The sequence below is a fragment of the Myxococcus sp. XM-1-1-1 genome, assembly GCF_020037095.1.
GTDB classification, from domain to species: domain Bacteria; phylum Myxococcota; class Myxococcia; order Myxococcales; family Myxococcaceae; genus Myxococcus; species Myxococcus fulvus.
In genome coordinates this window covers 159,063-173,012 of the sequence record NZ_JAIQDH010000008.1, presented here as the reverse complement: position 1 = coordinate 173,012, position 13,950 = coordinate 159,063, and the positions used below count along the sequence as shown (strand labels likewise).

13 protein-coding genes are annotated in these 13,950 nt (G+C 68.7%); all 13 read right to left on the bottom strand.

Features of this window, described 5'->3' with window-relative positions:
* Positions 1 to 65: 65 nt before the first annotated feature.
* The 13 genes from accC to K8640_RS17925 all read right to left on the bottom strand — a co-directional run bounded on the left by accC (position 66) and on the right by K8640_RS17925 (position 13,752).
* A complete protein-coding gene (gene accC / locus K8640_RS17985; protein ID WP_141323742.1) occupies positions 66 to 1,451 on the bottom strand; it encodes an acetyl-CoA carboxylase biotin carboxylase subunit in 1,386 nt (461 codons plus the stop codon).
* Between the two features lie 70 nt (positions 1,452 to 1,521).
* Positions 1,522 to 2,118 carry an acetyl-CoA carboxylase biotin carboxyl carrier protein gene (gene accB / locus K8640_RS17980; RefSeq protein WP_223748139.1) on the bottom strand — a complete coding sequence of 199 codons (597 nt, stop codon included), beginning with the start codon at positions 2,116 to 2,118 and terminating at the stop codon, positions 1,522 to 1,524.
* 30 nt (positions 2,119 to 2,148) lie between these two features.
* Positions 2,149 to 2,730, bottom strand: a complete 582-nt coding sequence (gene efp / locus K8640_RS17975) for an elongation factor P (RefSeq protein ID WP_223748138.1) — start codon at positions 2,728 to 2,730, stop codon at positions 2,149 to 2,151.
* 135 nt (positions 2,731 to 2,865) lie between these two features.
* Positions 2,866 to 3,228, bottom strand: a complete 363-nt coding sequence (locus tag K8640_RS17970) for a hypothetical protein (protein ID WP_074950669.1) — start codon at positions 3,226 to 3,228, stop codon at positions 2,866 to 2,868.
* 43 nt (positions 3,229 to 3,271) lie between these two features.
* Positions 3,272 to 3,916 (bottom strand): hypothetical protein, encoded by a 645-nt coding sequence (locus tag K8640_RS17965; RefSeq protein WP_223748137.1) that lies wholly within the window; start codon positions 3,914 to 3,916, stop codon positions 3,272 to 3,274.
* A gap of 36 nt (positions 3,917 to 3,952) precedes the next feature.
* Positions 3,953 to 6,670 carry a type IV pilus secretin PilQ gene (pilQ, locus tag K8640_RS17960; RefSeq protein ID WP_223748136.1) on the bottom strand — a complete coding sequence of 906 codons (2,718 nt, stop codon included), beginning with the start codon at positions 6,668 to 6,670 and terminating at the stop codon, positions 3,953 to 3,955.
* A gap of 56 nt (positions 6,671 to 6,726) precedes the next feature.
* A complete protein-coding gene (locus tag K8640_RS17955; protein WP_194869053.1) occupies positions 6,727 to 7,299 on the bottom strand; it encodes a pilus assembly protein PilP in 573 nt (190 codons plus the stop codon).
* A 43-nt stretch (positions 7,300 to 7,342) separates the two neighbouring features.
* Complete coding sequence (locus tag K8640_RS17950) at positions 7,343 to 7,927, bottom strand: type 4a pilus biogenesis protein PilO (RefSeq protein WP_223748135.1); 585 nt, start codon at positions 7,925 to 7,927, stop codon at positions 7,343 to 7,345.
* A gap of 13 nt (positions 7,928 to 7,940) precedes the next feature.
* Entirely contained in the window at positions 7,941 to 8,624 is a 684-nt protein-coding gene (locus K8640_RS17945) for a PilN domain-containing protein (protein ID WP_223748134.1), read from the bottom strand.
* A 27-nt stretch (positions 8,625 to 8,651) separates the two neighbouring features.
* Entirely contained in the window at positions 8,652 to 9,734 is a 1,083-nt protein-coding gene (pilM, locus tag K8640_RS17940; RefSeq protein WP_046715650.1) for a type IV pilus assembly protein PilM, read from the bottom strand.
* 195 nt (positions 9,735 to 9,929) lie between these two features.
* Complete coding sequence (locus K8640_RS17935) at positions 9,930 to 11,348, bottom strand: sigma-54 dependent transcriptional regulator (RefSeq protein WP_223748133.1); 1,419 nt, start codon at positions 11,346 to 11,348, stop codon at positions 9,930 to 9,932.
* Positions 11,349 to 11,405: 57 nt separating this feature from the next.
* Complete coding sequence (locus K8640_RS17930; RefSeq protein WP_223748132.1) at positions 11,406 to 12,527, bottom strand: sensor histidine kinase; 1,122 nt, start codon at positions 12,525 to 12,527, stop codon at positions 11,406 to 11,408.
* Positions 12,528 to 12,543: 16 nt separating this feature from the next.
* On the bottom strand, positions 12,544 to 13,752 hold the full coding sequence (locus K8640_RS17925) for an A24 family peptidase (protein WP_223748131.1): 1,209 nt from the start codon (positions 13,750 to 13,752) through the stop codon (positions 12,544 to 12,546).
* Positions 13,753 to 13,950: the final 198 nt, after the last annotated feature.

Below are 13,950 nucleotides of genomic sequence, written 5' to 3'. Positions count from 1 at the left end.
CGGGGCCAGCTCACCTGCTTGCACACCCGCCCATTAGACGGACGCGCCACGTAGGCGGACGTGCGCTACGGCGTCTCTTCCACGGCTTTCTTGAGTCGACGGGAACCCGTCTCACTCGCGAGCAGTCGCTCCACGAAGCGCGTGTCGTAGTTGCCCTCCTGGAAGGACTCCTCGCCGAGCGCCGCGCGGTGGAACGGGATGTTGGTGCGGATGCCTTCCACCACGTACTCGCCGAGCGCGCGCTGCATGCGGCGGATGGCCGTCTCACGGTCCTCCGCGTGCACGATGAGCTTGGCCAGCAGGCTGTCGTAGTACGGCAGCACCGTGTAGTTCTCGTAGGCCCCCGAGTCCACGCGCACCCCGTAGCCGCCCGGGACGCTGTAGCCCGTAATCTTGCCGGGCCACGGCGCGAAGGTGATGGGGTCCTCGGCGTTGACGCGGCACTCGATGGCGTGCCCGCGGATCTGGATGTCCTCCTGCTTGAAGCGCAGGGGGTGGCCGTAGGCCATGCGGATCTGCTCACGGACCAGGTCCACTCCCGTGACGAGCTCCGTCACCGGGTGCTCCACCTGGATGCGCGTGTTCATCTCCATGAAGTAGAACTCGCCGCGCTCGTCGAGCAGGTACTCGATGGTGCCGACGTTGTTGTAGCGCAGCTTGCGCATCGCCTCGACGGACACCCGGCCCATCCGCTCGCGCAGCTCCGGCGTGAGCGCCGGGGACGGGGCCTCCTCGATGAGCTTCTGGTGCCGCCGCTGCACCGAGCACTCGCGCTCGTTGAGGTGGATGATGTTGCCGTGCTCGTCCGCGACGATCTGGATTTCGATGTGGCGCGGCTTCTCCACGTACCGCTCGATGTAGAGGTCGCCGTTGTTGAAGGACGCCACCGCCTCCGCCTGCGCGGTGGAGAACGCCTGCGCCAGCGCGCTCGGCTCGCGGACGATCTTCATCCCCTTGCCACCGCCACCCGCGGCCGCCTTGAGGATGACGGGGAAGCCAATCTGGCGGGCGAACTCCTCCGCCTCGCGCGGGTCCTTCACGGTGCCGGGGCTGCCGGGCAGCAGCGGCATGCCCGCCTCCCGCGCCGCCTGCCGGGCCCGCACCTTGTTGCCCATCATCCGCAGCATCTCAGGGCGCGGACCGATGAAGCGAATCTTGCAGTTCTCGCAGACCTCCGCGAACTCGGCGTTCTCCGACAGGAAGCCGTAGCCGGGGTGGATGGCGTCCGCGCGGGTGATTTCGGCGGCGGACAAGAGCTGCGGGACGTTGAGGTAGCTCTCCTTGGACGACGGAGGGCCGATGCAGACGGCCTCGTCCGCGAAGCGCACGTGGAGGGCGTTGGCGTCCGCCGTGGAGTGCACCGCCACGGTGGCGATGCCCAGCTCCCGACAGGCGCGGATGACCCGCAGGGCAATCTCCCCGCGGTTGGCGATCAGCACCTTCTTGAACACGGGGGTGTCTCCTGGAACGAGCAGCGTGGGGAGCGCGCCCATCAAGGGGCGAGGGGCGCGCCCGCCAGCGTCAGGCCGGCTCGATGCGGAACAGGGACTGGCCGAACTCCACCGGCCGCCCGTTCTCCACGAGGATCTCCACCACGCGGCCGGAGACCTCGGACTCGATTTCGTTCATCAACTTCATCGCCTCGATGATGCAGAGCACCTGGCCCTTCTTCACCACGGTGCCCACGTCGACGAAGGCCGGCTGGTCCGGCGCCGGCGTCCGGTAGAACGTGCCGACGAACGGGCTGGTCACCACGTGGCCGGGCTTCTCCGGGGCCTTCTCGGCCGCGGGGGCCGGGGCCGCGGAGGGCGCGGCGGCGGGAGCGGACGACACGGGGCGGGGCGCGGGCGCCGCGTACTCCACCGCCGGGCCCACCGGGACGGCCGACGGGGCCGCGTGGTGGACGATGGTCGTCTCCGGGGCGTGGCCGCGGCGGATGAAGAGCTTCTCCTCCCCGCGCTTCCACACCAGCCTCGTCACGTCCGAGGCCTCCAGGATGTTGACGATTTCCCGCAGGGCCTCCACGTCCAGCGACGTGTTGCCCGCGTTGGCCGCGTTCGCCGGAGCGGACGCGCTGGCGGGCGCGGAGGCCCGGGTCGACTTGCGCTTGGTTGCCATGCTCGCGTCCCCTCCCTCGGGCGTCCTGGGCTAGCCCGCGGTGGCCACGCGGGTCAGGTACTTGCCACCGTCGCGCGTGTCGATCTTGAGGACGTCACCCTCGTTGATGAACAGGGGGACGTTGACCTCGAAGCCGGTCTCCAGCGTGGCGGGCTTCAGCGCGCCGGACACCGTGTCGCCGCGCACGCCCGGGTCGCACTTGATGACCTTCAGGTCCACCGAGTTCGGCAGCGTGACGCTGATGGCCTTCCCGTTCCAGAACAGGATGGTCGCGTCGGTGTTCTCCTTCAGGAAGTTCTTCGCGTCGCCGAGCGCCTTCTCGCTGATGAAGGTCTGCTCGAAGTCGCGCTTGTCCATGAAGTAGTAGTCCTCGCCCTGGACATACAGGTACTGCATGTCCTTCTCTTCGATGTCGGGGCGGCCCACCTTCTCACCGGACTTCAGCGTCGGCTGCAGGACGCGGCCCGTGGTGAGGCTGCGGATCTTGGTGCGGACGAAGGCGGAACCCTTGCCGGGCTTCACGTGCTGGAACTCGACGATGACGAACGGCTCACCGTCGATTTCGATCTTCATACCGTTGTGAAACTCGGACGTATCGATGACACCGGCCATGGGGACCGACTCCTTCAGACTCGAAAATACGGAAGCTTGAAAAGTCGGGGGTGTCTAGCCCATGCCCCCTCCCATGGGAAGGGGAAAGCTGCGGAGCGCCGCGTCGTCCGGACGACTGCTTTACAGAGGGCGCGGCTAGAGCTCCGCGCTCACCTTGGGGGCCGTCACGCGAAGCACATAGCGGCCCTTGCCGTAGTTGCCATCCGCGCGCAACGCGAGCACGAGGAAGTACTCCGGGGACACCAAGCGCATCAGCGTGAGGACCTTGTCGCTGTTGACGCTGACCTCGCTCACCGCGCCCGTCTTGAGCGTCTCCGCGGCGTGGCGCAGCTGCGTGAGGAGGTTGGCGTACTCCACCCAGGCCCCGCCCAGGTCCAGTTCGCTCGCCTCCTCGCGCTGGTAGGTGTCCACGGAGATGCCGTCGAAGCCCATCACGCTGCAGGCGAGGGCTCCGTCCACCTGGTTGACGACTGACTCGAGGTGCGTGCGAAAGGACATGGGCTCGTGGGGGTTCCTGGGTGGAGCGGTGCGGCGCTTACGGCTACGGGGCGGGGATGTCCTCGCACTCCGGCACGATGCCGTTGTGACCACGCAGGTCGCAGTTCGCGGTCGGAGCAGCGAAGCGCTGACCCGCAGGGCACGTGTAACCCGAACGGCCCACCGTAAGGGGGAAGGCGAACTCGTTCGCCTCCACCTTGCTGTTGGCGCTCGTATGCCCCTTGAACTTGATGGTGATCAAGGTATCGACCACGGCTCCGGTCAACGTCGCGGCATCGAGCGCATCCCGGGCCTGCGGCGTCAGCAAGTTGAACAGCAGGCTGCCGCCCTCTCCCCCTTCGAAGCCGCCGAACAGCCGCACATTGGCGTCCTCGATACCGAGGTCCGGCTCCGTCTGATACGACACGTCCATCGAGGTGATGTAGACGACCTGGGACCCCGGGCTCGACACCTGGCCGCCCTCTCCCACGAGGACCTCCGTGCCGATGCGGTTCGAGGTGACGATGAGCCCCAGCCGGTAGTTCAAGGCCAGGGACATGTCCAGCGAGCCCCGGAGGATGGCCTCATCCTCCGGAATCGTGCAGTCCTGGTCCGGCAGGGCGGCATGGAGGACCTGCAGCTGAGGGACGTCGTCGACGCAAGACACCGAGCCGAACGCCAGCAGCGCGGCGAGATAGATGGGCTTCATGAGCGTACTCTCTCCTCGGAGAAGAGGCGCGATGCCTTACAGGCTCTGCGCAATGGTCTGCCGGTTGAGGATGCGGGGCGTGATGAAGATGAGCAGTTCCTGACGCTCATCCGTGTCGTTCGTCTGCCGGAAGAAGAACCCGAGGACCGGAATCTTCGAGAGGAACGGCACCGAGTTGGTCCGCGTCGAGCCGCGACGCACGTAGATGCCACCGATGACCGTGGTGTCCCCATCCTTCACCAGCACCTGGGTGACGGCCTCCTTGCGCTGGATGGAGGGCTGACCGTTGGCGCCCGTGTTGGCCGGGTCCGGCTGGTTGTTGGAGGCGTTGATGGCCATCAGGATGCTGCCGTCCTGGGTGATGTGCGGCGTCACCTCGAGCGACAGACGCGCTTCCACGAAGGTCGTGTTCACGCCGGCTGCGGACGTCTGGCTGAACGGGATGGACACACCCTGGCTGATGCGAGCGGTGTTGTTGTCCAGCGTCGTCACGCGGGGCGCGGAGATGGTCTTGATGGTACCCTCGGTCTCCGCGGCGGACAGGCGCAGGTTGAGCTGCAGCGCGCCACCGGCCGAGCCGAAGACGAAGCCCAGCGCACCACCGGCGTTCTCACCCACCGGAGCCGGCAGGTTCACCGCGAAGTTCGGAACGGCAGGCACACCCTGAGCACCGATGCTCGGCGAACCACCGGTCACGGCGACGTTGTTCGGGAAGATGAGGCCCGTCGAGTTACCCGTGGCCGCAGCGGCCCGGGCCTGACCACCCCACTGCACGCCGAGCTGCCGGCTGAAGGTCGTGCTCGCCTCGACGATGCGGCTCTCGATGAGGACCTGCGGCGTCTGCGTGTCCAGGCTGCGCACCAGCGAGCGGGCCTTCTCCGTGTTCGAGCGCACGTCCTTGACGATGAGCACGTTGGTGCGCGTGTCCACCGTCACGGTGCCGCGCTCGCTCAGGACGTCCTTCACGCGGGCGGACATGTCGGAGGCCACCGCGTAGTTCACCGGGATGAGGTTGACCAGCAGGTCCTCCTGCTGCTGGAGCGACTTCTTGCGCTCCTGGCGCAGCCGGGCCTCCTCCTCCAACGTCTTGAGCGGGGCGATGCGGATGATGTTGCCGAACTCCTCCTTGCCCAGCTGCTTGGTGCGCAGGATGAGGTCCAGCGCCTGGTCCCAGGGCACGTTGCGCAGGCGGATGGTGACCCGGCCGCTCACGTCGTCCGCGACGACCACGTTCTTCTTCGAAATCTCCGCGATGACGCGCAGGAGGTTCTGGATGTCGATGTCCTTGAACTCGAAGGACACGCGCTTGCCGCGGTAGCGGGCCTGCTGCGGCGCGCCCTCGGCGGCGTAGGCGGGGGCCTCGGCGGTGAAGCCGGCGGTGCGCTGCGCGACGGACACCTCGTCCGTCTTCACGCCCTTGACGTCCAGGCGCCAGGACAGGGTGTTGCCGCTCTGGCTGACCTTCTCCTCGATGGCGCCGTCGGCGGCGACCACCACGCGCACCTTGCGGCCCTCACCGGGGACGCTGAAGGCGCTGATCATCTTCACCGGCGTCTCCAGCGCGCTGGTATCCAGGCTGCGCTCGAGCTTCTTGGGCAGCCGGGCGTTGTCCAGCGTCAGCACCGCGCTGCGCGGGTCCGGACGGTCCACCTTCCAGCCCGCGGTGCCGGACAGCTTCAGCACCACGCGACCACCCGCCCCACCCTCCTGGAACGACAGGTCCTTGACCTCGACCACGGACGCGGTGGCCGGAGCCTCCACGACCACGGGGGCCGGACGCAGGGGCTCCACCTCGGCGACCGAGGCGATGACCTCTTGCGGCGCGGGCGACGGCGCGGCCTTGCGGGCCACCGCGCCACCGAGCACCACCTCAAGGCCCTTGTCCGCGCGGTCCACGCGGTAGGCGGGCATCTTGCCGCGCACGTCGAGCACCAGCCGGACCTTGTCCGAGTGGGCGCCCACGCGCACTTCCTTCAGGGTCGCGCCGTTGATGCGGGGCGCGCGGGCCGCCAGGCCCACCCCATACAGGTCCACCGCGAGCCGCGGCGGGTCCGCCAGCTCCAGCACCTCGTAGCGCGCGATGTCGCCGTCCGCGCGGATGCGCAGGGTGTCATCGGCGTAGGCGAGCTGGGTGATGCGCTGGGCGGGCTGCGCCACCTCGCGCTCGTCGGCCTCGGCGGCGACGACGTTCTCGGGCAGCGCGGGCTTCGCGGCCGCCTCCTGCTTCACGGGGGCCTCCGCGACGACGGCGGGCTTCACCTCGGCGGCGGGCGCGGGCGTCGTCGGGGCGGCGGGGGCCGTCGCGACGGTCGCGGGCGCGGCGGGCTTCGCCTCGGGGGCGGAGGCCGCTCCATCCACGGAGATGACCACGCGGTTGCCGTCCGCGCGCACGTCGTACTGGGACGCCTTGTCGAGCGCCAGCAGCACCCGGCCGACGCTCGCGCGCTCGTCCGAGAACTGCGACGCCACGACGCCGGACACCGGTCCGGAGCCGTCATGGTGGCCCTTGATACCCGTCGCATCCGCCGACGAGAGGTCCACCACCAACCGCTCCGGCCCACTGAGCCGGAAGACGGTGAAGGTGGGGGGCCGGGTTCCGGTCACCACCACCTGGGCGCCCGAGCCGGTACGGGACACATCCAGGTCCCGAAGCGTATTCAGTTCGGCGCCGCTACTGCTGGCGCCCGCAAGGACGACCGCGAATGCAGTCGCCAACATCCACTTGCCCCTCGTCACAGCGCTCCTCTCGAGCATGCGTCCCCTCACCAAGTTGGAAGCGGGCTGCCGCCCGCGGGCGCGCCACGGGGGCGCTACTCCCCGTAGTTTTTGCCCGTCATTAAATTGTAGCTCGGGTCCTGCCGATCATCGGGCTTGAGCTGCAGGGTCACCGGATTCTTGATGATCTCTCCGTTGCCCGAGAACACCTCGGTCACCGTCAGCGAATCACGGAGGATCTGCGTGACCTTGCCGCCCTGGCGCCCCACGCGGGTGTTGCGGCGCACGATGTGGCCTCGACCCAGCGGGTCTTCGACCATGGCAAGTGGATTGGCGTCGCCCGTGACGACCGCGACCAGCTTGAGCTGGTCCAGATCAAAGGCGCACAGCGGCTCCGTGCAGGTGGGCGCCGCGATGTTGGGGTTCACCGGCCCCAGCTCTTCCAGCGGGCTGCGGAACGGGTCGCGCTTGCCCACCGGGTTGTACGAGTAGACGTACGGCGCAGCCGCCGCGGCCTCGACCGCGGCGGGAGCCGTCTCCGCCGGCGCGGCGGGAGCGGCCTGCGCGGGAGCCGCCGCCACCGGCGGAGGAGGCGGGGGCGCGTCCTCGCAGGCTGCGAGCGTCAGCGCGAGCGCGGCGGTCGTCATGGTGGCCTTGAACATCTTCATCCTCAATCCCCTTGTCGCCCTACTTCCGGGACGGATCAAGTTTCTAGTTCTTCTGGGTCTCGACGAACCGGAAGGTCGTCGCCAGGAAGCTGCTCTGAAGGACGACCTTCTCGTTCTTCAGCGTCGGCTGCCCCAGGTTGATGTTGTTGACGTTCACGATGCGGCGCATGTTCGCCATCTCCTGCAGGAACATGGCGATCTCGTGGTAGTTTCCGCTCACCGTCATGCGGATGGGGATGCGGGCGAAGAACTCGCCGCCGCCCACGTACTCGCGGTCGGGCTGCACCAGGGAGATCTCCAGGCCGCTCTTCTTGCCGATGTCGTTGATCTGCGCGAGCAGCTCCTCGACGTCCTTCTTCTCCGGCAGCTCCGTGAGGGCCTCGGCGAGCTTCTGCTCCAGCACGTCCATCTCGCGCCGGCGCTCGTTGAGGTTCTGGGCGATCTCGCTCTTCTCGGCCAGCTCCAGGTCCAGCGTGCGCCGCTCGGCCAGCTGCTGCTCGATGTTCGTTTCGGTCGGCTCGATGAGCAGGAAGTAGTTGGCGGCGGTCATCAGGATGATGACCGCGGCGAGGCCACCGAACTTGACGCCCGGGGACGCCTTGACGAATTGGTCCAGGTACTTGTCCATGGTGGGGCCTCGGTCAGATGGCGTAGTTCGCGCTGAGGGTGATCTTGAAGTCGACCAGGGGGGGCATGCCCGTGACACCCGCGGACGCCTTGGTCTGCACCGCGCTCGTCAGGTCGATGTTGGTGAAGAACGGGGTGATCTGCCCGGCCGGGAACTCCTCGATGGTGGCCTCCGCCGTGAGCAGCTCCACGCGGGACGTCTTCGCGTCACGGCGCTGGTCCACCAGGCGCCCCATGCCCTTGGGCGTCCACACCACGCCGTTCAGGCCGCGCATGAACTCGGCGACCTCGTCGTGGCTGACGGCCGAGCCGTCGATGGACACCGCGCTGGCGGACTCGACGAAGCCCTTCACCCAGACCTTCTTGGGCGTGGCGGACGCGAGCGCGTCCATCATCCGCACCGGGCCGTTGCGGCCCTTGCGCAGCGAGTCGAGCACCGCGAGCTTCTTCTCGACCTCCGCCTTGCGGGCGTTGATGTTCTTCACCTCGCCGATGACCTTCTCCAGCTCGGCGATCTTCGCGCGCGTCTGGGCGATGCCCTGAGCGTTGCGCTGGTATTCGGAATCACGGTCGTCGTACCAGAAGTAGTTGCCCACGGCGGCGCCGAGGAGCGCCAGCGCGAAGAGGACCAGCACTTGCCGGCCCTTCTGCTGGGTCTGGACCTTCCGGACGGGAAGCAGGTTGATGCGAATCATCATGTGCGTCGTCTCCAGGAGGTGGACAGGTCAGGCCAGCTTGTCGCCCGGACGCCGGAGCGCCAGTCCCACGGCCACCGCGGCCATGGGCGCCACGTCCATGATGAACGCGGGGTCGAACTTGCGGTTGTCCACTTCGATCTTGCGGAACGGGTTGAGGATCTCCACCGGCACGCCGGTGCGCGCTTCAATCGTCTTGAACAGGGCCGGAATCTTCGCCGTGCCACCCGACAGGTAGACCTTGGTGAAGTTCGAGTCCGCCGCCGTGCCCGCGTAGAAGTCCAGCGAGCGCTGGATTTCGCCGGCCACCTGCTCGGCCACGCTGGAGAGCACGCGCTCGACATCCTGGGGCACCACGGCGTCCGCGTCCGCGCGGTTGCCGCCGATCTTCAGCGCCTCGGCCTCCTCGTAGGAGACGTTGAGCTGCTTCTGGATTTCTTCGGTGAACTGGTTGCCACCGATGGTGACGTCGCGGGTGAAGACCGTCACGCCGTTGGCGATGATGTTGATGTTCACCACCGAGGCGCCCGCGTTGATGAGGACCACGGTCTCCTTCTCCGGGAGGTCGTAGTTGACGGAGAACATGTTCTGGACGGCGAAGGCGTCCACGTCCACCACCACCGGCGCGAGGCCCGCCTCGGAGACCACGGTGGTGTAGTCGTTGATCATGTCCTTCTTGGCGGCCACCAGCAGCACGTCCATCTGCCCGGTGGCGTCGTTGCCGCCGCCGTCGAGGATCTGCGTGTCGATGTTCACGTCCTTCACATCGAACGGGATGTACTGCTCGGCCTCCCACTGGATGCTCTCCTCGAGCTCCTCCTGGGACATGCGCGGCATCTGAATCTTCTTGATGATGACCGAGTGGCCGGACACGCCGATGGCGACGTCCTTGCCCTTCACCTTCAGCTCGGACATCAGCTCCTGCACCGCCTGCACGATGGCGGTGGAGTTCATCAGCGCTCCATCGACGATGGCCTCCGGAGGCAGCGGCTTCATGCCGAAGCTCTGCAACGCGAAGCCGACCTCGCCGCGCTTGCGCTGCTCCTTGAGCAGGATCATCTTGATGGAGGTCGATCCGATGTCCAGACCGAGTGCCAGTTTGCCCTTCGCCATTCTTGACTCCGTCGAGAGGCGGCCAGCGTAGCACTGGCCGTCAACCCCACCTAAAAAGTGCCCGGAGCCCGCCTGCTCTCCGTTCGGCCGGGACCCCTGCGTTCTTGCTGCGCCAGGCCCCCACCACGGTCGCGGAGGCCCGATTTTCCGGCCTCGGACGCATTTGGTCAAATGGGGACGCCACACCCCACCCGGTCATCCCCGCTCCGCCTCGGCGTCCGGGTCGATGCCGTACTCCTTGATCTTGTACAGCAACGCGCGGTGGCTGATGTCCAGCACCTCGGCCGCCCGGGTGCGGTTTCCCCTCGTCCGACGAAGCGCCGCCCGGATGTAGGACTCCTCGAGGTCCCGGATGGCCCGTTTGAGCGACAGGTCACTACCGACCTGTTGCACTCCGCCATCCCCCACCGTGGCCGGTCCGGGTGTGGGGGCGGCCCACAGCCTTTCGGGCAGGTTGGCCGGGAGGATGTGCGGGCCATCCGCCAGGAGCACCGCGCGCTCCATGGCGTTCTCCAGCTCGCGCACGTTGCCCGGCCACGCGTAGGCGGACATCAGCGCCTCGGCCTCCGGTGACAGCCCCTCCACGGGGGGTTCCCGGTTGAGCTCGCGGTTGAAGCGATGGAGGAACGCGCTCGCCAGGAGCGGCACGTCCTCGCGGCGCTCGCGCAGGGGCGGTATCCGCACGTTCACCACGTTGAGCCGGTAGTAGAGGTCCTCGCGGAACTCCCCCTTCTCCACCAGCTTGCCCAGGTCGCGCAGCGTGGCCGCCACCACCCGCACGTCCACCTTCTCCACCCGGCTCTCGCCGACGGGGCGTATCTCCCCCTCCTGCAACACGCGCAAGAGCTTCACCTGCGCGGGCAGCGGCAGCTCGCCCACCTCGTCCAGGAAGAGCGTGCCGCCGTCGGCCTCCGCGAACAGGCCGCGCTTGGCGGTGCGTGCGTCGGTGAAGGCGCCCTTGGCGTGGCCGAACAGCTCGCTCTCCAGGAGCCCGCCGGGGATGGCGCCGCAGTTGACGGCGACGAAGGGCAGGGGCGCGCGGGGGCTCTTCGCGTGCAGTTCCCGGGCGATGAGCTCCTTGCCCGTGCCGCTCTCGCCACTGATGAGCACCGTGGTGTCCACGGGCGCCAGCCTCGCCACCTGCCGGAGCACCGCCTGCAACGGAGCGCTCGAGCCGAGGATGTGGCCCTGGGGCAGCGACGGCAGGCCCGACTGCTTCAGGCGCTTGTTCTCGCGCAGCAGCCGCTCGCGCTCCTCGGCCTTGCGCAGGACGAAGACGATCTCCTCGGGCTTGAAGGGCTTCTGGACGTAGTCGTAGGCGCCCGCGGACACGGCCTCCAGCGCCTGCTCCTGCGAGCCGTAGGCGCTCATCACCACCACGGTGAGCCCCGGGTGCGCGGCCTGGGCCTCGCGCAAGAGCGTGAGGCCGTCCTTGCGGGGCATGCGCACGTCACACAGCAGGACGTCGTAGTCGCGAGCGGCCAGCTCCCGCAGGGCCTCCTCTCCATCCGCGACGGCGCGCACCTCGTACTTCCGGTCGGTGAGCACCAACGTGAGGATGTGGCGGATGGAGGGCTCGTCGTCGGCGACGAGGATGGAGCGGAACAGGGACATGGCGACCTTCCCTCCATCATCCCCCAGAGTCGCGGGAGGAGATAGCTTCTGGCCCGCTCACACGGCGGGCAGGGCCACGGTGAAGCGCGCGCCACCCTCGGGGAGGTTCTCCGCGCCCAGTCGCCCGCCCATCACCTGCGCGAGTCGCAGCGACACCGCGAGTCCCAGGCCCGTGCCCTGGCGCCCCTTGGTCGTGAAGAAGGGCTCGAACAGCCGGGGCATCACGTCCTGCGGGACTCCCGGCCCCTGGTCCGTCACCATCACCCGCGCCTCGCCCGCCTCCAGCCGGGTGGTGATGCTGACGCTGCCCTGCCCTCCCATGGCCTGCGCGGCGTTGAGCAGCAGGTTGATGAGGATCTGCGACAAGGGCCCTGGCTCCGCGCGGGCCAGCACCCCGGGCTCGAGCGACAGCTCCACCGAGACGCCCGCCAGCTCCGGCGCGGCCCGCACCAGCCGCACGCACGTCTCCACCACCGAGCCGACATCCACGGGTCCCGGAGAGGCCGTCTCGGGACGACCCAGGTCGAGCAGCCCCCGCACGATGCGGTCGATGCGCTGCACCTCGTGGTCGATGCACTCCAGGTAGTCCTTCAGCTCCGCCGAGGGCGCCTTCATCCGCGCCAGGGAGAGGTAGCCCAGGATGCCCGCGAGCGGGTTGCCCACCTCGTGCGCCACGCCCGCTGCCAGCCGTCCCACGGTGGCGAGCCGCTCGGAGGTCACCAGCTCCGTCTGCGCGCGGGTCAGCCGCGTGTTCGCCTCGCGCAGGGACTCCATCTGGGAGCGCGTGAGGGACTGCTCCTGGCGCAGCGCATCCGCCAGCCGCTGCAGCGCGCGCTGCATGCGCGACAGCAGCGGGCCGCCCTGCGTGGGCGACAGGTGCGGGTCGGGCTCCAGGCGGCCGAGCTGCTCCACCATCTCCTCGGCCGAGCGCAGCGGGCGCCCCACCGTCAGATACAGAATCCCGTAGGCCAGCAGCGTGAGCGCCACCAGGTCCAGCCCGAGCGCCAGCGGCAGGAACCCTCGCACCTGCGACAGCACCTCCGCGTCCGGCGTGCCCGGGCGGGCCAGCCGCCGCCCCAGGTCCAGGAGCCGGATGAGGACGGGCTGCAGTGACAGCCAGGACAGGCCGGTGCAGAGCGAGGCCAGCAGGAACGCCACGCTGGCGATGCGCCACTTCATCGCGTGCCCGCGCGGCTCACGGCGCGCCTCCCAGGAGCAGCGCGATGTCCATGGGCAGCACCCGCGCCAGCCAGGGACCGAGCAACATCACCTCCAGCCCCGCGAGCGCGAGCCACGGTCCGAAGGGGATGTTGGTGGGGCCAGGCACCCACTCCTCCTCCTCGCCCGTCTCCTCGTCCACGGGTGCGTCGGGAATCGGCTGGACGAGCAGGCACCAGGGAACCAGGAGCAGCCGCTTCCACAGCGGAATGCCGGGCCGGGTGAACTCCCATGTCATGGTGGGCTCGGGCTCCTCCTCCGGCCCCGCCTCGGATATGGGCGCGCCGCCCGCCGGGTGCGCGGCCATCCCTGGCAGCGACACATCATCCGACGAGGGCAGCGTGACGCCGCTCGAGGTCGATGTCGACGCGACGCCCGACGCCCCATCACCAGCCGGAGACGCATCCGAGGCCGGCGCGGGCCCCGGCCCCGTCGGAGAGGGTTGCGCGTCCGGAGCAGGCGGTTGCGCCGCGGGCCCCGCGCGGCCCGTGAGGGCGAGCAGCGCAACCCCCACCACCGCGCCCTGGAGCGAGGACAGGAAGAGGATGCCGAGCAGCGCCCGCCAGGAGAGGAACGCACCGAGCAGCGCGACGAGGAACTTGTCGCCGCCGCCCAGCGCCTCCTTCTTGAAGACCTTCCAACCGATGTACTCCATCAGGCGGAACACGAGGAAGCCGAGCACCGCGCCCACCGTCGCGTCCACCACCGCGTCCGCGCCGCGCGGCACCGCCAGCAACAGCCCCGCGGCGATGCCCGGCACCGTCAGCGAGAACGGCAGTATCCAGTGCGACAGGTCGATGAAGGTGAGCGGTATCAGCAGCGACACCAGCACCAGCGCGGGGAACAGCTCGTACGTCCACCCGAAGCGGCTCAGGCACGCGAGGAACAGGAGTCCCGTGAGCAGTTCGACGAGCACGTAGCGCGGCGAGATGGGCGCGTGACACGAACGACACCGTCCCCTCAGCGCCAGCCACGAGAGCACGGGGATGTTCTCGTACCAGGAGAGCACGTGCCCGCACCGGGGACAGCGCGAGCCGGGCCGGACGATGCTCAGTCCTTCGGGGACACGCGCGATGACGACATTGAGGAAGCTGCCGATACACAGGCCGAGGACCAGGAGGAAGGCGCTGAAGAGAGGCCCGGCCCAGCCCGGCAGGAGGGAGAAGTCCGTCACGGAGCCCGGCATCCTAGCGTCGCGCCCGGAGAGGTCAGCCCCCTGGATCGACGATTTCCGTCAGAAGCAGTGACAAAATTTGGCAACCAGGCGCCCTGCCTGACGGGGAGCGCGCCCCGACCTCGTGGGAAATCCTCAGGTTGGGGTGACTGTTGGCCATGGCACCCTTCGTGCTAAGAATCCGGGCAGTCGTTCAACCCCCCTCTGCAC

Coding starts and splice junctions, on each gene's coding strand:
- accB (WP_223748139.1), bottom strand. CDS start 2,118: ATGGCAACCAAGCGCAAGTCGACCCGGGCCTCCGCGCCCGCCAGCGCG.
- efp (WP_223748138.1), bottom strand. CDS start 2,730: ATGGCCGGTGTCATCGATACGTCCGAGTTTCACAACGGTATGAAGATC.
- K8640_RS17970 (WP_074950669.1), bottom strand. CDS start 3,228: ATGTCCTTTCGCACGCACCTCGAGTCAGTCGTCAACCAGGTGGACGGA.
- K8640_RS17965 (WP_223748137.1), bottom strand. CDS start 3,916: ATGAAGCCCATCTATCTCGCCGCGCTGCTGGCGTTCGGCTCGGTGTCT.
- pilQ (WP_223748136.1), bottom strand. CDS start 6,670: ATGCTCGAGAGGAGCGCTGTGACGAGGGGCAAGTGGATGTTGGCGACT.
- K8640_RS17955 (WP_194869053.1), bottom strand. CDS start 7,299: ATGAAGATGTTCAAGGCCACCATGACGACCGCCGCGCTCGCGCTGACG.
- K8640_RS17950 (WP_223748135.1), bottom strand. CDS start 7,927: ATGGACAAGTACCTGGACCAATTCGTCAAGGCGTCCCCGGGCGTCAAG.
- K8640_RS17945 (WP_223748134.1), bottom strand. CDS start 8,624: ATGATGATTCGCATCAACCTGCTTCCCGTCCGGAAGGTCCAGACCCAG.
- pilM (WP_046715650.1), bottom strand. CDS start 9,734: ATGGCGAAGGGCAAACTGGCACTCGGTCTGGACATCGGATCGACCTCC.
- K8640_RS17935 (WP_223748133.1), bottom strand. CDS start 11,348: ATGTCCCTGTTCCGCTCCATCCTCGTCGCCGACGACGAGCCCTCCATC.
- K8640_RS17930 (WP_223748132.1), bottom strand. CDS start 12,527: ATGAAGTGGCGCATCGCCAGCGTGGCGTTCCTGCTGGCCTCGCTCTGC.
- K8640_RS17925 (WP_223748131.1), bottom strand. CDS start 13,752: ATGCCGGGCTCCGTGACGGACTTCTCCCTCCTGCCGGGCTGGGCCGGG.